The following is a 19,207-nucleotide window of genomic DNA, read 5'->3' as shown; positions in this document are numbered from 1 at the left end:
CTCCGTTCCGCGTCCCGCGAGGGAACGCCCGCACTACCCGATGCCTCCAGGGTCCTGAGACGGACGCGTCACCGGCGAAGTTCCGCGGATTTCTACCCGAACGGCCGACAACTTCCGCAGGCAAACAGCCCATGTGAGTGACAGCGGCGGTCACGGATTTCACCCGGCCGAACACGGAAAGCTTTTGTGCGACGAACTTCCCCGATTCGGCGTCATGGGTCCCCGGCTCGCTCGTCGGACTGGCGTCGGACCGGGATTTCCCCGGCTCGACCTGGGCGAAGAAGGCGATCCGAAACGAGGAGAGCGATGACCGTACGGAGCCACCGGGCGGACGACGTCGTGGACGAGGTCGGGGTGTGGCTGGCCGGGGAGTTCGCGGGGCGGCTCCCCGCGTCGGAGATCGACCGCGTCGTCCGTACGACGCGGATCGACCTCCAGGGGAGCATCGCGCCGGAGGAGCTCGGGGAGATGCTCCACCGGCTGGGCCGGGCGAGGCTGCAGCGCATCCTGCACCTCGTGCCGGCCGCGCAGGTGAGAATCCCGCAAGCGCGGTGACGTGCCGGGCGGGCACGCGGCATCGGCGCCGCGTCGCCCGCCCCACGGCGCGCCCGTTCTCCGGGCGCCACTCGACAAGCACCCGGCTCGGCCGCAGAAGGCTCACCCTTCGCGCAGAGCGGCAGACCCCGTCTCAGGGGTGAAGAACCGGCTCGGCGAAAAGATCTCCAACTCAGGGACGTTCGCGCACAACCCTTGCCCCGGCCACCCACGCAATCTTGACTGGACTAGACCAATCTGGTCTAGTGACCGGTGTCACGTTCGTCTCGGCCGGATGAGCACCCCCCACCCCTCGACGCCGGGCGCCTGCGCGCCCGGGGTTCCGTCGTGGCCGAAGGAGTGAGCGAGCCTTGAGAAGACGTCTTGTCGCCGTCCTGTCCGCTGTTGCCGCCGTTGCCGGGCTCGTGTTCGGCGCGCCCGCCGTCACCGGGCACGCCGCGGAAGCGGCCGCCGCCTCGTGCAGTGCGCCGAACTGGGTGGCCGGGCAGTGGTACGACGTCGGCGCGGTCGTGCGGTACACCAACGGTGGCTACTACCGCGCCAAGAACGCCAACCCGGGGTACGACCCGGTCATCAGCACCTGGTACTGGGAGCCCTACAGCTGTGACGGCGGCGGTAACACCTGCAGCTACCCGAACTGGGTGGCCGGCCAGTGGTACGACGTCGGGGCGATCGTGCGGTACACCAACGGCGGCTACTACCGCGCCAAGAACGCCAACCCGGGCTACGACCCCGTCATCAGCACCTGGTACTGGGAGCCCTACAGCTGCGGTGGCGGCACCGATCCCGGCAACCCCGGCTCGTTCGTCGTGAGCGAAGCGCAGTTCAACCAGATCTTCCCGGGCCGGAACTCCTTCTACACCTACAGCGGCCTCACCGCGGCCCTGTCGGCCTACCCCGGCTTCGCCACCACCGGCAGCGACACCGTCAAGAAGCAGGAAGCCGCCGCCTTCCTGGCCAACGTCAACCACGAAACCGGCGGCCTCGTCTACATCGTCGAGCAGAACACCGCCAACTACCCGCACTACTGCGACTGGAACCAGCCCTACGGCTGCCCCGCCGGCCAGTCCGCCTACTACGGCCGCGGCCCGATCCAGCTGAGCTGGAACTTCAACTACAAGGCCGCCGGTGACGCGCTCGGCATCGACCTGCTCGGCAACCCCTGGCAGGTCGAGCAGAACTCGGCCGTGGCCTGGAAGACCGGGCTCTGGTACTGGAACACCCAGAGCGGCCCCGGCACGATGACCCCGCACAACGCCATGGTCAACGGCCGCGGGTTCGGCGAAACCATCCGCAGCATCAACGGCTCCATCGAATGCAACGGCGGCAACCCCGCCCAGGTGCAGAGCCGCGTCGACAAGTACCGCCAGATCACGTCGATCCTCGGCGTCGACCCCGGCGCGAACCTGTACTGCTGAACCGGTGGGCGGGCGGGCGAACCCCGCCCGCCCGCTCAGCCCTTGAGCCGGTCGGCGATCAGCCCGATGACCGCCGCCGCGTGGTCGTTCAGGTAGAAGTGGCCGCCCGGGTACGACTTCAGCTCGAACCCCGCCGACGTCCGTTCGGCCCACTGCCGCACCTCGGCCTCGGTGACCTTGGCGTCCTGGTCGCCGACCAGCGCCACGATCGGGCAGCCGACGTCGGGGCCGGGTCGGTAGTGGTAGCGCTCCGCGGCCTTGTAGTCGCTGCGCAGCGCGGGCAGCACCAGCGCGCGGATGTCTTCGTCGTCCAGCAGCGCCGCGTCGGTCCCGCCGAGCCGCTTGACCTCGGCCAGCAGTTCGTCGTCGCTCTTTTCGTGGACGCGCTCGTCGCGGTACGCCGACGGCCCGCGGCGCGCGGAAACGAACAGGGAAACCAGCCTGGTACCCCGCTCTTCGAGCCGCCGCGCGACCTCGAAGGCCAGGCTCGCGCCCATGCTGTGGCCGAAGAACGCCACCGGCCCGGTGAGCTCCGGGGCCAGCACGTCCGCCAGCCGGTCGGCGAGCACGAACAGGTCGTCCACCGGGGTTTCGGCGTGCCGGTCCTGCCGGCCGGGGTACTGCACGGCCAGCACCTCCACCGCGGGCGCGAGCGCCGCCGAGACGGGGTGGAAGTAGCTCGCCGATCCCCCGGCGTGCGGGAAGCACACGAGCCGCGCCGCGGCGGACGGCGCCGGGTGGAAGCGCCGGACCCACACCGAGGCGTCGAGGGAAATCGTCATGGCCCCCAATCTGGCAGGCCGCCGGGCGGGCGTCGACCCCCAACGTGCGCAGCTTCGCCCCGGCAGACCCCGGGACGCGGCCGGGGCCCGCCGGGCGGCGTCACTCCGCCCGCCACAGCGCCGGGACGGCCGGGGGCTCCCAGCCCGGCTGCGCGGTGTGGGCCTGCAGGCAGACGTAACCGCGGCCGCCGTAGGTGACCCGGGTGCCCGCCGCGTACGCGGTGCCCACCGCCCAGGAGGTGCCGCCGGGCGGGGTGGAAGAGGTCGGCGCCGGCCGCGTCGACGTCGGCGTCTGCGGGACGTCCAGCACGAAGTCGAAGGCGCCTTCCTTCGCGGAGCCGTTGTCCCGCACGGTCATCAGCAGCCGCGCGTCGAAGATCGTGTCGGTGTTGTTGCGGGGCTCGCCGGGGAAGTAGAGCTGGGTGGTCAGCACCGGCCGCCCGGGTGCCTGCACCTTCACGTGGATGTGCCGGGTCCGGCCGGGGTAGAGGCCCGGCACGATCGTGGACAGCGTGAACGCGCCCTGTGCGTTGGTGTACTGGTGCCCGCGGAAGGTGTAGCCGGTGTTGTCGTAGGCGCCGTTGACGTCCGCCTGCCAGAAGTCCAGCAGCGCGCGGTCGACCGGCAGGCAGGCACGCCCGAAGACGTAGCCGGTCACGGTCAGCCGGGTGCCCTGGGTGCCCGGTGTGACGAGGTTGGTCCGTTCGGGCGAATTCGGCTTGAAGTAGGGGCCCTCGGTCTGCTCGATCGTCGGCTCGTCGCCGTCGTGGCACGCCGGGGTCAGCTCCGGGGCGGTGCCGCCGACGGCGTTCGTGCGGGCCAGCGCCGGGCCGCCGATCAGCGCCACCGGCGCCGCGACACCCGCGGCGAGCGCGGCCTTGAGCACCGTCTTGCGGCTGAGCTTGCTGTCTTCGTCCATGCCTGGCTCCTCGTGGGGGGAGGTCGGGGGATCCCCTCGAACGTAGGCAGCGCACCGGGCGGGTGGCGATGGACTGGATCGGTCAGTCGTGGTGCTTCTCCCCGCCGCGCCGGAAATCCCCCGGGCTCAGCCCGGTCTCGCGGCGGAAGAACCGGCAGAAGTACGCCGGGTCGGCGAACCCGACGCGGCTCGCGACCTGCCGGACGGTCAGCTCCGTCCGGAGCAGGAACCTCTGCGCCTCCCGGACCCTGGCTTCGCGCAGCAGCTGCGCGGCGGTGCGGCCGGTCGCGGCCTTCACCGCCTCGGTCAGGTGGCCGGGGGTGACGCCGAGGCGTTCGGCGTGCGCGCGCACCGACCACAGCCCCGGCCCGGGACGCCCGGCGAGCCGGACGAACTCCGCGGCCACCGCGCCGGCGGGCGCGGGCGACGGCGTCCCCAGCAGCCGGCCCGCCCGCACGACGAGCACGTGCACCAGCGCCCGCAGCACCGACTCCGTGCCCGCACCGCCCCGGCGGTACTCGTCCTCCAGATCGGCGATCAGCCGGGTGATCCGTGCGTCGGCGTGGTCGTCCAGGTGCAGCCACGGCCGTTCGCTCAGCCGCCGCAGGAGCTCGCGATCGGCCGGGTGGTCGAGGAGGAAGTCGTCGGTGAACAGCACGAGGTGCCCGGTGAGGCCCCGGACGCCGGCCCACTGGTGCACCTGCCCGGGCGCGATGACGCCGAAGTGCGGCGGCCGCAGCGGCCAGCGCGCGGTGTCGACGACGTGCGCGCCGGTGCCGCCGGTGACGTGGACCAGCTCGTGGAAGGTGTGCCGGTGCGGGAAGTCCGCCCGGGACAGCGGCCCGATCGCGTCGAACGAACCGACCGCGAACGGCGGCGCGTGCGGGGCCGGGACCTCCAGCCGGTGCATCGGCAGCTCGCCCGGCCGCGGGGGCCGGCAGGGCGTCCCGGGCGGAACCGTCGTACCGCGCATGGCCGGGAAGTCTAGATCGATCCGAGCCCGCTTCGCCGGTTTTGCCCCGATGATCGCAATCCGATCGTCGGGTACCGGACAGCAGAACGGGGCCGGTCCACAGTGGACCGGCCCCGTTCGGTGGTACTGCGTTACCGCGTCACGCGCGGCTGCGGCGCCGGTTCAGCAGCAGCATCAGCGCGCCGCCGCCGAGCAGCAGGCCGCCGATGCCGAACGGAACCGCGGCGTCGACACCGGTGTTGGCCAGCTCGCCGCCACCGGAGGGGGCACCGGCGGGCGTGCTCGGCGCCGTGGTCGGGGCCGCGGGCGCCTCGGTCCAGCTCGCGGCCGCGTTCGCGGTCACCTGGGTCTTCTCCGAGTCGGCGACGATCAGCGACTGCGCCGGCTTCTTCGCGTAGTTCTCGGCGACGAACAGGCGGCCGGTGTCCAGCTCGCCGGTGACCTTCAGCGAGAACGCGCCCTTGCCCGGCTTGGTGCCGGCCGGGACGTCGACGAACAGCTTGCTGCCGTCCTTGACGTCGGTGGCCTTCAGCTCCTTGCCGTCGGCGTCGGTGACCTTGACACCGTCGGGCAGCTCGGTGGTCAGCGACGTGACGTCACCGGACGTGGCGACCTCGAACGGGCCGATCTTGCTGCCGGCCGTGCCTTCGGTCTTCTTCGCCGCGATGTTCAGCGTCGGCTTCGGCTGCGCGCCGATGCCCTTGTTCTGGTCGCCGATCAGGTAGCTGTACAGCGCGGCGACGTCGGCGTTGGCCTCGGCCGGGTTGTCCTCGGCCAGCGGCTTCTTCAGGTTGAGGTTCACACCGTCGCTGAAGTGCCACACCGCGGCCTGCGTCGCGGCGATCGCCTCCTGCTCGGAGATGCCGCCGTTGACCTTGACGCCCTGCTTGGCGAGCGCGTCCGCGATCGCGTCCAGCTTGAGGCCCGGGTAGCCGTGGTGCAGCACCCAGTTGATCTTGTCGCTGTTCTTGTTGAACGGCGAGCCCGCGTCCGGGTACTTATTCCACGGCGTCTCGATCATGTCGACGTCGGTGCGCATGTTGACGCTGATCTGCACGCAGTAGAGCTTGAGCGACTTGCCGTCCGACAGCTTGAAGCCGAACAGCTTGGCGATGGGGTCACCGCCGCCTTCGAGGCTGATCCGGTAGCCGACCGTGCTCGCGTTCTCGATGACGCGGCCGCGCGCGGCGCCGTCGTCCGCGAGGGCCGAAGGAGCGCTGACCATGACCGCGGCGGCCGCGGCGAGCACCGCGATCCCGCCACGCACGAAAGCTGACCTGACCTGCATAAATCTCCTATCCGAGCCCGAACCACGCCGTTTAGGGGCCGCGTGAGATCGCGATCCCCGATCACGGCGGCCACTGATTCGGGTGAGTGATCACCCGGTCAAGCGAATGGCAGCATACACAGACCTCACAGGGCTACACACGGTGCCCCCATAAACACGAATCGGCTCGAAAATCCCCTGAAAGAGGGGCAGTTTTCAGGCGCCGAAATACCCTCCGAACAGGATTTCGGCGATCTTCGTGGTGGTCTCCTTGCCGGTCGCGTCGCCGCCGGAGATCACCCGCGTGTCGTTCATCAGGGCGAGGGTGTACCGCTCGCCCGGGCCCGCGAAGCCGACCGAGTTCATGATCCACGAACCGTCGTCGTTGTCGTCGGACCAGCCGTTCTTGTTCCCCGGCCGGGCGGCCGCGCCGGCGCCCCAGACCCCCCACTGCTGGTTGACGTCCACGGTGCGCAGCTCGCCGACGAGGTAGTCGCGGTGCCGGGCGGGCAGCCGGGTCAGGACGTATTCGATCAGCCGGTCCAGGTCGTCGGCCGTGGTGCGGATCCAGCCCCAGTGGTGCGGGTGCCGATCACTGAACCGCATGTCGGTCATTCCGTATGCCGGAAAACGGCTGCCGAATTCGGCCTCGCCGCCGAAGCGGGTCCACAACGTCTGGGCGGCGCCGTCATCACTCGAATGGAGCATCCGGTGTATCAAATCGCGATCTTCGGGGGTCAGCGCGACCGCACCGGAGTCCGCGCGCAGCAGCAGGTCGACGGCCATCGCCAGCTTCGGTGTCGAGCAGGCCCAGATCAACGTGCCGGCGGCCGGGCTGCGGTGGACGGCCCCGGTCCACCGGTCCCGGAGCACGATCCCGGTGACCCCGGGCCGGCTGTCCGCGTAGGCCTGCGCCCGCGCTATCCGCTCCCGCAGTTCCGGGCCGAACGGGTCGCCGCCCCGCGGTCCGCCCCGGTCGCCGGGCGCCGACGGCGACGGCGACGCCAGCGCGAAGGCCGCCAGCAGCGCGGTGAGCAGGAGCTTGCCCATGGAGTCTCCCGGTGAAGGCGAGCGGGTCTGTCCGCTCTGAAGACTCGCACGGACGGCCGGGGTGCGGCGAGCGCCGTCGCGCACCGCACCCCGGCGAGTTCACACGCGGTCACCCACCGTGGCGAGCGTCCCTCACGGGTGGACCGTCAGGAGGTGGGCCCGGAAGCCCTCGCCGTAGGTCTTGGTCGGCGTTCCGAGGTAGTCCTCGATCAGCACGTTGCCGCCGCTGCAGCCCCACGGGTTCCACGTCCAGGCCGTGTACCCGAGGTTGTGCGCGTCCAGCCAGGCCAGCACCTGGTCGACGTAGTCGTGCGCGCAGCTGTTCTGGCCGATTTCCCCGGCCTGCACCGGGACCTGGGCCGCGACCGTCCCGATCTGACTGTCCCAGCAGGACACCGTGACGCAGGCGTTGAAGTTGTAGGAGTGCCAGGACGCCACCAGGTTGCCCGCCGGATCGGTGGGCTTGTAGGCCAGCCACTGCGTGAGGTCGTTGGTCCACGTGAGGCCCGCGGTCAGCACCACGTTCCGGGCGCCGGTCGCGCGGACGGCGTCGAGGAGTTCCTGCATGCCGGCAACGGGGTAGCCGATCCCGGTGCAGGTGCCGCCGTCGCGCAGGCAGCGCCACGCGGCGGCCGCGTCGGACCAGTTGGCGGCCGCGTCCGGGTAGGGCTCGTTGAACAGGTCGAACAGCACGGCTTCGTCGCCCTTGAACGCGGTCGCGACCTGGCTCCAGAAGGTCGGCGTGTACTGCCGGTCCGGCATCGGTTTCTGGCAGGTGGCGTTGACGTCGGTGCAGGCGGAGGAGGTCCCGGTGTACTGGCCGTGCGTCCAGTGCAGGTCGAGGATCGGGTTGATCCCGTTGGCCACCAGCAGCTTCGCGTAGTCCTTGACGGCCTGCTGGTAGGGAGCGCCACTGGGCGAGCCGGACAGGCCGAGCCAGCAGTCCTCGTTCAGCGGGATCCGCACCGCGTGGATGTTCCACGCCTTCATCGCGTCGACCGACGCCTGGTCGACCGGGCCGCTGTCCCACATGCCCTTGCCCTGCACGCAGGCGAACTCGCCGCTGGAGCGGTTGACGCCGAGCAGCCGGTAGGGCTTCCCGTCGGCGGTGAGCAGCTTGTTGCCGGAGACGTGCAGCGCCGGCGCCGGACCCGGCGGGGGCGGCGTGGTGGTGGTCGTCGGCGTGGTCGTCGTCGGCTTGGTGATGGGGGTCGTCTCCGTGGCCGGCGGCGTGCCGGTGCACGCGGCGCCGTTGACCGCGAAGTCGGCGGGCTTGGTGTTGGTGCCGCTGTAGGCGAAGTTCGCGCCGGTGCTGACCGAACCGCCGGCCGGGATGGTGCCGTTCCAGCTCGCGTTGGTCACGGTGATCCGCTTGCCGGACTGCGTCCAGTTGCCCATCCAGCCGTTCTGGAGCGTCTGGTTCCCGGTGTAGGAGTAGGTCAGCGTCCAGCCGTCGACCGCCGCGGAGCCGACGTTGGCGATCCCGACGGTGACACCGAAACCGCTTCCCCAGTCGTTGGCCGAGTAGGTGACCTTGCAGGCGAACGCCGCGCTCGTCTCACGCGCGGACGACACCGCCGTCGTCGACGTGACGACCCCGGCGGCGGCCGCGAGTCCCGCAACCGCAAGCGCGACAGGACGTTTTCCGGCTCTTCCCCACATCGGCACTCCCTTGTGCACGCTGACGGCGGACGCTTCTGGGAGCGTTCCCAGAACCCGTCACACCGTCGCTGCCCGGCCCCGGCGTTGTCAATCACCAACGGCGGATTCGGGCGAACAGCGTCCGGCGCGTTCACCCATCGAACGCAGCCGTCTCCCCCGGCCGGAGTCCCCGGCGGCGGCGGAACAACGGATCATCCGCCGGTCCGGTATTCGGCGAAGATCTCGCCGAGGACGCGGTGCGCCTCCTCGGCTTCCGCTCCGGTCCGGGCCGCGGACACGAGCGTTTTCCAGAGCGCCCAGCCGCGCCCGCGCGCCCAGGTCCCGTCGTCGACGGACAGGCGCTCGCGGAACGCCCGCCTGCCGTCGGCGGTCAGCAGGGTCCAGGCGATGGCCGTGTCACAGGACGGGTCGCCCACCCCGCAGGTCCCGAAGTCGATGACGGCGGTCAGTTCGCCGCCGCCGAGCAGGAGGTTCCCGGGCGCGACGTCACCGTGGAACCAGACGTCCCGGCCGTCCCAGCGCGCGGCCAGCGCGGCCGCCCAGATCTCGCGGGCCAGGCTCGTGTCGATCCGGCCGCCCAGCGCCGCGAGCGCGCGCACGGCCGACGGCTCGTAGGTGCGCAGGGTCGCGCCCCGGAACCAGTTGTGCTTGCCCGGCCGGGGCCCGTCGGCGGCTTCGACGTCCTGCAGCGCGGCCAGGAACCCGGCCAGGTCGGCGGCGAAGCGGACGGGGTCGGCGATCCGGCCGCGGCGCGCGGGTTCGCCGTCGAGCCAGGGGTGGATCGACCACGCGAAGGGATAATCCTCGCTCGCCCGGCCTTCCGCCAGCGGGACCGGAACGGGCAGCGGCAACCGGGGAGCGAGCACCGGGAGCCACCGCTGCTCCTTTTCGACCGCCAACGCGTATTCGGCGGCGCTGGGCAGCCGCGCCACCAGTTCGCCGCCGACGTGGAAGGTGAAGTTGTCCCACCCGCCGTGCGAGACCGGCCGCACCGGGAGATCCGCCCACTGCGGGAACTGCTCGCCGATCAACCGGCGCACCAGTTCCGCGCCGACGGCGATGCGCCGGGGCACCGGACCGAGGTCCGGGACAGTGGTCAACGTGCGGTCTTCGGCTTGATCATGCAACCGAGCATATGCCCGCGATAACCCGCGCTGCCTACGCTTTTCGGCGTGAACAGGCGCCCCGGGCTCAGCGCGCGGCTGAAACTGACCATCAGCTACGCCGCGTTCCTCGTGCTCGCCGGCGCGGTCCTGCTCGCCGTCGTGCAGGTGTCCCTGCTGCGGTACGTGCCCGACAACGACCAGGGCCTGCTCGGGATCGCCCCGAACCGGTACCTCCTCACGCGCATGTTCGCCCCCGCCGCGGCCACCGCGCTCGGCTTCCTGCTGGTGTTCGGCGTCCTGGGCGGCTGGCTGCTGGCCGGCCGGATGCTCGCCCCGCTCACCCGGATCGCGGACGCCGCCCGGCTGGCCGCGCACGGGTCGCTGGCCCACCGCATCCGCCTGACCGGCCCGTCCGACGAGTTCCGCGAGCTCGCCGACGTCTTCGACACGATGCTCGAACGGCTGGAGTCCCAGGTCGGCGAGCAGCAGCGGTTCGCCGCGAACGCCTCCCACGAACTGCGCACCCCGCTGGCCATCTCGCAAGCCATCCTCGACGTCGCCGGCAAGGACCCGGCCTACCCCCGTGACGAGCTCGTCGAACGGCTCCGCACGGTGAACACGCGGGCGATCGACCTCACCGAAGCCCTGCTGCTGCTCAGCCGCAGCGACCGGCGGCACTTCACCCGCGAGCCCGTCGACCTCTCCCTCGTCGCCGAAGAAGCCGCGGAAACGCTGCTGCCGCTGGCCGAACAGCGCGGGATCACGCTCGACGTCACCGGGGAGCCGGTCCACGCGACCGGCTCCGCGGCACTGCTCCTGCGCATGGCGACGAACCTGGTCCAGAACGCGATCGTGCACAACGTCCCGGACGGCACGGTCACCGTCCACACCGAACGGCGGCGCTACGCGAGCGTGCTGCTGGTCGAGAACACCGGCCGGCCGCTGCCGCCCGAGCTGGTCCCGACCCTGACCGAGCCCTTCCAGCGCGGGACGGCCCGCACGCGCACCGACGAGCACGACGGCGTCGGACTCGGGCTGGCGATCGTGCACAGCATCGTCCGGGCCCACGACGGGATGCTCGAACTCGAACCCCGCGGGGCGGGCGGGCTCCTGGCCACCGTCCGGCTCCCCGCCCGCCGGTGAGCGTCCTCGTTTCAGTGGCTGTGCGTTTCCATTCCGCCTCCTTCGACCGAGCCAGCCGGGCGAATTCGACGCTACAACCGGCTTTTCCCGCGGTCATGACGGCCGCGCGGGGGTCAAGGGCGGCTCACGGGACGACCGTCAGTCGTCGGATCGGCTGGCCAGCGAGCGGTATTCCCCGATGTCGCCGGGAAGGATGAGACCGTCCTGGATCGCGCGCGCGAGGAGGGCGTCCTTTGTGGTCGCACGCCGGCCGACGGCCGCGTATTTGGTCCTGGCCCGGTCGATGTACTGCTTCACGGTGGCCTCGCTGATCCCCATCCGCCGCCCGACCGACGCCTTCGACATCCCCTGGAACCAGTGCTTGAGCGCGGCGAGTTCCTGACCCGACAGGGCCGGGCGGAGCGGCCGGTCGTCGGCGATCATCGCGCCGGCGCTGGACGGGGTGACGTACGGGCGGTCCGCGGCGACGGCCACGATCGTCTCCACGCAGTGCTCGCGGCTCTCGTCCTTCTCGAGGAATTCCGCGCCCGCGTCGAGGACGGCGAGGACGTTTTCGGGCTCGGAATGCGCGGAGAACACCACCACGCGGTGCCCGGCATCGGTCAGCTCGGCGATCCGGTCGACGATGAGCGTGCCGCGCAGGTTGAGGTCGACCAGCAGGACGTCGGCGTGGCCGCCGGGGCCGGCGAGGACCTCGTCGACGTCCGCTCCGCCGGCCACCACCCGCACCCGGCGGCCCGGGTCGCGGTCGACCCACGAGCGGACGCCGTCGATCACGACTTCGTGGTCTTCGATGATGGCGACGGTGATCTGCCGGTCCAGCTGGTTTGCAGCCACAGCGACTCCCCCTCCCGTTGGCACTCGACCCTGACCTGCCCGGACGCCGGCGGCACCGGCGGCGTGACGGCGTCGGCGACGACACTCACCTGGACTTCGCCTCCACCGCCGGAAATCGTGACCCTGGCGTGGCTGCGCGCCGCGCTCAGCACCTCCACCACCGGCTCGAGCAGGTCGCGCCGGGCCTGCACCGGCACCGGTGGCACCGCACCGGAGACGCTCATCCGCACCGGGACGCCCCGGGTTTCGGCCACGTCGAGGCACGCGCGCACCTCGTGCAGCAGCGGGTCGGGCACCTCGTCGGCTTCCAGGAACAGGCGGCGGAGCCGGGCGGCTTCGATCGCGCACCGGCGCTGCACGGCCGGGTCGGCCGGGTCGCTGGTCCCGTCGGCCAGGCCGGCCAGCGCCACGGCCGCGGTGCGCTGGAGGAACTCGTGCCGCCGGACGCGCGCCGCGTGCGCCTGCTCGGCGGCCAGGCGCTGTGTGTCCACTTCGGCCCGTGCCGCGGCCGCTTCGACCGCGCCGTCGACGATCCGGCGCTGCGTGCGCACGCCGTAGGCCAGCGCCACCTGCAGCGCGGCCGAGCCGGCCAGGCTCGTCAGCACGAACGCGACGTCCTGGAGGCCCGGTTCGGCCAGCAGGAACATGGTGACCGTGGACGCGGCACCGTTGCCGGCCAGCACCACGGCCAGCGGCGCGGCCGAGCGTCCCCAGCTGGCCAGCACGCCGAGCCAGCCGACCGCGCCGAACGCCCAGTTCTCGAAGCCGACCACCTGGCCGTCGGCGTTGACCGCGATCGCCACGCTGATCGTCAACGTCAGCGCGACCACCAGCCACGGCCGCCGCACCACGCCGTCGCGCAGCAGCTGGATCGTGGCGGCCACGAGCAGTGCCGTGAACAACACCCACATCGCGGGCGAAACCCACACCCACCGGAAATCCCGCCACAGCAGCAGCACCGCGACGGTGTCGAAACCGCCGTGCCACAGCCCCGCCATGCACGCGGTCACGATGATGGTCCCGCGCTGGTACTGCGCGGCGAGGGAGACGCTCGAGTCGTCAGTCATCGGAGCGCCACCTGAGCGTGACGACGGTCCCGCGGCCCGGGGACGAATCGACCACGGCCCGGCCGCCGACCGCGGCCAGCCGGCCCACGACCGCCTCGCGCAGGCCGTACTTGTGCGGGGGCACCGCCGACCGGTCGAAGCCGCGGCCGGTGTCGGAAACGATCACCACGATCTCGCCCGCTTCCTCCGTCAGCACGAGCGACGCGTGGTCGACGCCGGCGTACCGGCGCGCGTTGACCAGCGCCGCGCCCGCGGCCCAGGCGAAGGCGTCGGCGACCACCGCCGGCGCCGCACACCCGGCGAGCTCCGTCCGCACCCCGGCCGGCCACCCCGCGCGGGCCGGGACGTCCCGCAGCAGGCGGTCGAGCCGCACCCGTCCGTGGCCCGTGCCGTCGCCCGCGCGAAGGTCCGAAACCACCGCCAGGTCGGCGCGGGCCTGCGCGCGCAGCCGGGCCGAGGAGGTGGTGATGGCGCCGGATCCGACCATCGTCAACGTGGCCAGCACGGTGTCGTGCAGCCGCCGGTCGGCTTCGCGCTCTTCGGCCCGGCGGAGCCGGTCGGCCCGGGCGCGGGCCCGGCTGCGGTGGAATTCGGCCAGTTCGGCGTCGGCGGCGCGCCCCACCCGCCGCAGGAGCGCCATCAGCACCAGACCGCACACGTTCTGCAGCGAGTACACGCCGGCCTGCGCGATCCCGGCGCCCGGCACGCCTCCGAGCACCTGGCCGGCGACGTAGGCCGCGATGACCACGATCCCGCCGGCGATCCCGACGACGGGCCGCACCCCGATGTGGCCGTAGATGACGCGCACCCCGATGAGCACGGCGATCCACGAGACACCGGTCGGGAGGGCTTCGGGGGACACCAGCTGCCCGTGCAGCAGGCACAGCGCCACGACCTCGGCCAGATCGACCGTCATCAACCCGGCGGTGATGCGGCGCCGCACCGCGCACCAGACGAAGAAGGCCGACCAGAGCAGGTTCACGCCCGCGGCGGCGAGGGTCAGGACCGGCACCGGCGACCGGCCCGCATCGAGCGCGGCGGCGAAGGCACCGGTGACCCCGAGCGAACCGCGCGCGATCGCGGCGCACCGGAACAGCACCCGGTTCATCGCGCGGCCGGCATCGCCCTCCTCCGTCGCACGCCCTCCACCCACCGGCACCTCCGCCTCGAAGACGAGGCTAACCGCGCCACCACCGAAGTCATGACGGCCGTTCGGCTGTCATGAGACGCCGAACGAGCGACGACGACCTCTGTTCGGCCGTCATGACGGCCGGGCGGCCGCAGCACAGGCTTGGTCCAGGCCGAACGGAGAGAGGACAACCTGGAATGAGCATCATGAGAGTGGCCACCGCGATCGCCGCCGCCGCCGCCGCGATCGTCCTGCTGGGTACGGCTCCGGCGCAAGCATCGAGCTTCGGTGGCGACGGCGACCCCTCCGGTTGCGCCGGTCCGATCACGGTCGCCACCGCCCCGGTCTACGGGTCCCGCGGCCACCTCGCGGGTCTGCAGATCGGTCAGCTGCAGCTGCGGTGGTCGTGGTCCTGCTACGGCAACTGGTCGCGCGTGATCATGTACGGCGGGATGTACTCCAGCCCGGTGACGGTGGAGCAGACCGTCGAGTCGGAAGGCCGCCGGGCCGGCTCGACCGACTTCAACGTGCGCACCGGCAGCGGCGGAACCAGCGCGTGGTCGCCCTACCTCCGGCTCGCGAACTCGCAAAGCACCGCCTGCGTGCAGGTGTGGCTGTCGTCGGACTTCGACACGCTCAACTTCCACACCAACGGAGCCCGCGTCTGCGCCTAGTGGTCGGTCACGGGCAACGTCTCGCACCACCACGCCGACGATCCGCTCCCGCGGCACGAACCGGGTCCGCCTGGCCGGGATCGGGTGGTCGGTGAACGCCACGGTGACCGCCTTCCGGGCGTCGGCGGCCGGTTTCCGGAGGTGGCGGCCGGTTCCAGCTCAGTCGAAAAGCGACAAATCGATGGAGTCGGCCAGCGCCCGGTAGCCCGCGTCGCTGCCGTGCAGGAAGTCGCCGGAGTGGAACTCCTCCCGGATCCGGCGCGGGTGGCGCGGGTCGCGCCAGACGGCGTCGAAGTCCAGCACCGCGTCGAACGCGCCACCGGTGCGGATCCAGTCGTTGACCTCCTGCCGGGCGGATTCGCACTCCGGCGTGTAGGCCTCCGCGCCTTCGAAGGGCGCGATGGTGGTGGCGTGGACCCGCACCCCGTGTTCCCGCGCCCGCGCCACCAGCTGCCGGTGACCGGCGATGACGTCGTCCGTCGTCACCGGCTCGCCGGGGAACATCTTCAGGAAATCGGCCAGCGGACCGTCGTCGCGCGGGGCGAAGGAGATGGCGAGGTCGTTGCCGCCCGCGGAGAGCACGACGCAGCCGAGGCCCGGCGTCGCCAGCACGTCCCGGTCGAAGCGGGCCAGCACGCCGGTACCGGCACCGTCGTTGAGCAACCGGTTGCCGCTGATGCCCTGGTTGACGACGAAGCCGGCGCCCCGCGCGGCCAGCAGCTCCGGCCAGCTGTGGTGGGTGTCCGGAGTGGACCCGGCGCCGTCGGTGCGCGAGTCGCCGACCACGACGACGGCCGAGGCCGGCGCGTCGGGGAGCACGTCGACCGCGGAGATCAGCGCCCGCACCGGCAGCTTCGTGGCGTTCGACGGCAGCTCGGGTGCGGCGACGGCGTCACCCGGGATCGTCCAGCCGGTGTCCAGGACGGGGTCGTGGCACGTGCAGGTCTCCACCCGCTCCGGCAGGTAGAGGCTGATGGACAGCTCGGCGAGCGCGGCCAGGGGCAGGTCCACCGGATCGCTCAGCATCGGCGCGCCCGTGGGGACGGTGACGCCCGGGGCGCCGGAGAACGTCAGCACGCGGTCCTCCCGCACCTCGCCGCCGGGCGCCGCGAGGCCCACCCGCGCCGCGCCGATGGTCACCGGGGCGGTCCCGAATTCGTTGGTGAAGCGGACGCGCACCCGGCGTCCGCCGCCGCTGAGGCGGACCACCTGGCGGAGCGTCACGTCGGCGAAGGGCGGGTGGCCGTCGAGCGAGCCCAGCCCGTCGTGCGGGGATTGGGGCGAGGCGCCCCAGCTGCGGACCCAGCCGATGTTCGTCATCTTGTTGTCTCCCAAGGTCGTTCGGACCTCCGGAGGGTGCGCCGGGCCGCTCACACGGCACGCACACGACGCTGACACGGGCGTCCTGGTTGAGGCCGCGAACCCCGGCGCGCGAAGATCGAGGCATGGAGGGGCTTCGCATCACGCTGCTGGGCACGTTCCAGGTGTCCCGGGGTGACGCGGTCCGGCCCGTGCCGGGTGCGCGCCTGCGGGCCTTGCTCGTCCGGCTGGCGCTCGCCGGAGGGCACGCGGTCGAGCCGGGCGTGCTGGTCGACGCCGTGTGGGGCGAGGAGCCGCCGTCCGGCACCGCCTCGGCCCTGCAGACCCTGGTTTCCCGGTTGCGCCGCGCCCTCGCCGCGGCCGAGGGCGAGCTCGTTCAGGTGGCGGGTGGCTACCGGCTGGCGGTGGACACCGTGGACGCGCTGCGCTTCGAGCAGCTCGCCGCGGCCGGCCGGGAGCGGCTGCGGGCCGGGGACGCGGATGCCGCGAGCGCCGCACTGGCCGAGGCCGTGGCGCTGTGGGACGAGCCCGCGCTCATCGCCGCCGTCGCCCCCGCCGTGGCGACCCGGCTGACCCGGCTGTCGATCGACGCCGTCGCGGACCTCGCCGAGGCGGAACTGTCGCTGGGCCGCGCCGAACCGGCGGCGGCCCGGCTGACCGGGCTGCTGGCCGAGCACCCGGCGCACGAACGGGCGGCAGCACTGCTGATGGACGCGCTCGCCGCGCAGGGACGGCAGGCCGAGGCGCTGACCGTCTACGAGCGGGTCCGCCGAACCCTGGCCGACACCCTCGGTGCCGACCCCGGCACCGCGTTGCGGGACCGCCACCTGCGTCTGCTCCAGCCCGACGAGCCCGCGCCGGAGCGGGCCCGGCCCGCGCCCCTGCCGGCGCCGCTGACCAGCTTCATCGGCCGGGACGACGACCTCGCGCGCGTCGGCGCCCTGCTCGCGTCTGGGCGCCTGGTCACCGTCCTCGGTCCCGGTGGCGCCGGCAAGACCCGGCTCGCGCTGGAGGCGGCCCGCCGTCACGGCCACGACGTCCGGCTCGTCGAACTCGCGTCCGTCACCGAGCCGTCGAAGGTCGGGCCGGCCGTGCTCGCCGGGGTCGGACTGCGCGGCAGCGCCCTGTTCGACGCCCGCAGGCGCGCCGGGAATACCGAGCTGGACGTGCTCGTCAGCGAGCTCGGCGGCCGGGAAAGCCTGCTGCTGATCGACAACTGCGAGCACCTGATCGACGCCGTGGCCCACCTGGTCGCGACGCTGCTGCCCCGCTGCCCCGGCCTGCGGGTGCTCACCACCAGCCGCGAACCACTGGCGGTGGACGGCGAGGCGCTCGTGCCGCTGGGCCCGCTCGCCCTGCCCGGCCCGCTCGCCTCGGACCGCACAGACGACGTCTCCGAAGTGGCCTCGGTGCGGCTGTTCACCGAGCGGGCCGCCGCCGTGCGCCCCGGTTTCGCCGTCGACGAATCCACGCTGTCCGACGTCGTGCGCGTGGTGCGCGGCCTGGACGGCCTGCCGCTGGCCCTCGAGCTGGCCGCCGCCCGGTTGCGGACGCTGTCGCTGCCCGACCTGGCCGACGGGCTCGCCGACCGGTTCCGGCTGCTCACCACCGGCAGCCGCACCGCGCCGCCGCGGCACCGCACCCTGCGTGCGGTAATCGCCTGGAGCTGGGAGCTGCTCGACGAGCGCGAGCGCACGGTCGCGGCCCGGATTTCCGTCCTGCCCGGCGGTGTCACGCCCGCCTCGGCCGCCGCCGTCTGCGCCGGCACCGGCGTGCCGGCCGACGACGTTCCCGAGCTGCTCGCCGCGCTCGTCGACCGGTCACTGCTGCAGCTGGCGCCCGGCGGCCGGTACCGCATGCTCGAAACCATCCGCGAATACGGCACCGACCGCCTCACCGGCTCCGGCGACCCCGGCCCGGCCCGTGACCTCGCCGCCGCGTACTTCACGGAGCTGACCGCCCGCCACGACGCCGAGCTGCGCGGGCCCGGCCAGCTGGCGGCCATGGCGGTCATCGGCGCCGAGTACGACAACACGCTCGCCGCCCTGCGGCACCTGTGCGCCACCGGCCGGTCCGCCGCCGCGATCACGCTGGCACTGGCGCTGACCTGGTACTGGCAGATGTTCGGCCGCGACTCCGACGCCGGGTACTGGCTGGGCGAGGCCTTGGCGGTGCCCGGCGGCGGGCCGACGCCCGAGCGGGACTGCGCCCGGGCCGCCCACCTGCTCAACCGGGCGGACATCCTGTCCGGGATCACCGCCGGGGAAGCCGCGGAAGACCGGGCGGAAATGCGCGAGCTGGCCGGACGCCTGCCGGCACACCGCGGCCTGCCGAGCCACCACCGCGTGTTCGCCCCGATGCTGCTCTTCCTGCTGGGCGACGAGACCGCCCCCGCGCTCTTCCGGCAGCTGACCGAGGGCGGCGACGAGTGGTTGGCCGCGCTGGCCCACGTGTTCCAGGCCGAGATCGCCGAGAACGCGGGCGAGCTCGGCCGCGTGCGCATCCACGTGGAGGCGGCGCTGGCCGGCTTCCGGCGGGCCGGCGACCGGTGGGGCCAGGCGGCGGCGCTGCCGATGCGCGCCCAGCTGCGGCGCTACGACGACCTCGACGGCGCGCTGGCCGACCTGCGCGAAGCCGGGACGCTGGCGGGCGAATTCGGCGCCCCCAGCCTCGGCGACCAGCTCTACAACGACCTGCGCTGGATCGACCTGCACATCCGGCGCGGCGAAACCGACCGGGCGCTGGCGACGATCGGCGCCGCTAGGGACCGGCTGCGGCGCACGTCGGCGGCGGAGATGCCGGTCCTGATCGACGGCTGGGAGGCCGGCCTGCTGGTGCGCCTGGGCGACCTGGCCGGGGCCGGCGCGCTGCTCGACGACGCCGAACGCCGGCTGCTCGCCGACACCGGGTTCCCCTCCGACCACGCGCGGGCGCTGATCGCGGGTGCCCGGTCCGCGCGCTGCCTGGCCCTGGGCGACCAGGCGGGCGCGGGCAAGGCCGCTCTCGAGGCGTACGCGGCGGCGCTGGCGTCCCGGGACCTGCCGATCCTTTCGCTGGTGACGGTGCACACGGCGGCGCTCGCCGAAGCACTCGGGCGGCCACGCGAATCGGCCGTGCTGCTGGGCGCGGCCGCCCGGCTGCGCGGCGCGCACGACCACACCGATCCACAGGTCCGCGAGCTCACCGGCCGGAATCGCGCCGCACTGGGCGAGGAGGAGTTCGCGGCGGCGTATGCGCAAGGCTGGGAACTGGCCGCGCAGGCGGCGGTGACCGCGGCCGACCCGGCGCGTGTATTGAGCGTGTGA

Annotated in this window: 16 protein-coding genes; 5 read left to right on the top strand and 11 right to left on the bottom strand. The window is 72.8% G+C overall.

Annotated elements, in window-relative coordinates; translation table 11 throughout:
* The first annotated feature begins 306 nt into the window (after positions 1-306).
* Positions 307-555 (top strand): hypothetical protein, encoded by a 249-nt coding sequence (locus ACWED2_RS05650; RefSeq protein WP_449689247.1) that lies wholly within the window; start codon positions 307-309, stop codon positions 553-555.
* Positions 556-959: 404 nt separating this feature from the next.
* Positions 960-1,973 carry a glycoside hydrolase family 19 protein gene (locus tag ACWED2_RS05645; RefSeq protein ID WP_449689299.1) on the top strand — a complete coding sequence of 338 codons (1,014 nt, stop codon included), beginning with the start codon at positions 960-962 and terminating at the stop codon, positions 1,971-1,973.
* Positions 1,974-2,008: 35 nt separating this feature from the next.
* On the opposite strand, the gene ACWED2_RS05640 is transcribed toward ACWED2_RS05645, so the two are convergent.
* The 7 genes from ACWED2_RS05640 to ACWED2_RS05610 all read right to left on the bottom strand — a co-directional run bounded on the left by ACWED2_RS05640 (position 2,009) and on the right by ACWED2_RS05610 (position 9,726).
* Positions 2,009-2,755 carry a thioesterase II family protein gene (locus ACWED2_RS05640; RefSeq protein WP_449689246.1) on the bottom strand — a complete coding sequence of 249 codons (747 nt, stop codon included), beginning with the start codon at positions 2,753-2,755 and terminating at the stop codon, positions 2,009-2,011.
* Positions 2,756-2,855: 100 nt separating this feature from the next.
* Positions 2,856-3,674, bottom strand: coding sequence for a dioxygenase family protein (locus ACWED2_RS05635; RefSeq protein WP_449689245.1), 819 nt, complete (start codon positions 3,672-3,674; stop codon positions 2,856-2,858).
* 82 nt (positions 3,675-3,756) lie between these two features.
* Entirely contained in the window at positions 3,757-4,584 is an 828-nt protein-coding gene (locus ACWED2_RS05630; RefSeq protein WP_449689298.1) for an AraC family transcriptional regulator, read from the bottom strand.
* Positions 4,585-4,786: 202 nt separating this feature from the next.
* Positions 4,787-5,935, bottom strand: coding sequence for a Cys-Gln thioester bond-forming surface protein (locus ACWED2_RS05625; protein WP_449689244.1), 1,149 nt, complete (start codon positions 5,933-5,935; stop codon positions 4,787-4,789).
* 195 nt (positions 5,936-6,130) lie between these two features.
* Positions 6,131-6,964, bottom strand: coding sequence for a serine hydrolase (locus ACWED2_RS05620; RefSeq protein ID WP_449689243.1), 834 nt, complete (start codon positions 6,962-6,964; stop codon positions 6,131-6,133).
* 132 nt (positions 6,965-7,096) lie between these two features.
* Complete coding sequence (locus tag ACWED2_RS05615; RefSeq protein ID WP_449689242.1) at positions 7,097-8,626, bottom strand: cellulase family glycosylhydrolase; 1,530 nt, start codon at positions 8,624-8,626, stop codon at positions 7,097-7,099.
* A 191-nt stretch (positions 8,627-8,817) separates the two neighbouring features.
* Positions 8,818-9,726, bottom strand: a complete 909-nt coding sequence (locus ACWED2_RS05610) for an aminoglycoside phosphotransferase family protein (RefSeq protein ID WP_449689241.1) — start codon at positions 9,724-9,726, stop codon at positions 8,818-8,820.
* Positions 9,727-9,798: 72 nt separating this feature from the next.
* Between ACWED2_RS05610 and ACWED2_RS05605 the strand changes: the two genes are divergently transcribed.
* A complete protein-coding gene (locus ACWED2_RS05605) occupies positions 9,799-10,875 on the top strand; it encodes a sensor histidine kinase (RefSeq protein WP_449689240.1) in 1,077 nt (358 codons plus the stop codon).
* A gap of 138 nt (positions 10,876-11,013) precedes the next feature.
* Here ACWED2_RS05605 and ACWED2_RS05600 read toward each other — a convergent pair whose 3' ends face one another.
* Genes ACWED2_RS05600 through ACWED2_RS05590 form a run of 3 tightly spaced genes read right to left on the bottom strand, consistent with a single transcriptional unit; the run spans position 11,014 to position 13,932 of the window.
* Positions 11,014-11,712, bottom strand: a complete 699-nt coding sequence (locus ACWED2_RS05600; RefSeq protein WP_449689239.1) for a response regulator — start codon at positions 11,710-11,712, stop codon at positions 11,014-11,016.
* A complete protein-coding gene (locus ACWED2_RS05595) occupies positions 11,649-12,779 on the bottom strand; it encodes a hypothetical protein (RefSeq protein WP_449689238.1) in 1,131 nt (376 codons plus the stop codon). Before ACWED2_RS05595 ends, ACWED2_RS05600 begins: the two co-directional genes overlap by 64 nt.
* Positions 12,772-13,932 (bottom strand): sensor histidine kinase, encoded by a 1,161-nt coding sequence (locus ACWED2_RS05590; RefSeq protein ID WP_449689237.1) that lies wholly within the window; start codon positions 13,930-13,932, stop codon positions 12,772-12,774. The genes ACWED2_RS05595 and ACWED2_RS05590 overlap by 8 nt, the downstream gene beginning before the upstream one ends.
* A gap of 173 nt (positions 13,933-14,105) precedes the next feature.
* Here ACWED2_RS05590 and ACWED2_RS05585 point away from each other — a divergent pair, with 173 nt between their 5' ends.
* Positions 14,106-14,582 carry a hypothetical protein gene (locus ACWED2_RS05585; RefSeq protein WP_449689236.1) on the top strand — a complete coding sequence of 159 codons (477 nt, stop codon included), beginning with the start codon at positions 14,106-14,108 and terminating at the stop codon, positions 14,580-14,582.
* A 159-nt stretch (positions 14,583-14,741) separates the two neighbouring features.
* Here the strand turns inward: ACWED2_RS05585 and ACWED2_RS05580 are convergent, their stop codons facing one another.
* Positions 14,742-15,902, bottom strand: coding sequence for an SGNH/GDSL hydrolase family protein (locus ACWED2_RS05580; protein WP_449689235.1), 1,161 nt, complete (start codon positions 15,900-15,902; stop codon positions 14,742-14,744).
* A 125-nt stretch (positions 15,903-16,027) separates the two neighbouring features.
* On the opposite strand from ACWED2_RS05580, the gene ACWED2_RS05575 reads away from it, so the two are divergent.
* A complete protein-coding gene (locus ACWED2_RS05575; RefSeq protein WP_449689234.1) occupies positions 16,028-19,207 on the top strand; it encodes a BTAD domain-containing putative transcriptional regulator in 3,180 nt (1,059 codons plus the stop codon).

The sequence above is a fragment of the Amycolatopsis sp. NPDC005003 genome (assembly GCF_053600695.1).
This window is presented reverse-complemented; position numbering and strand designations above follow the sequence as displayed.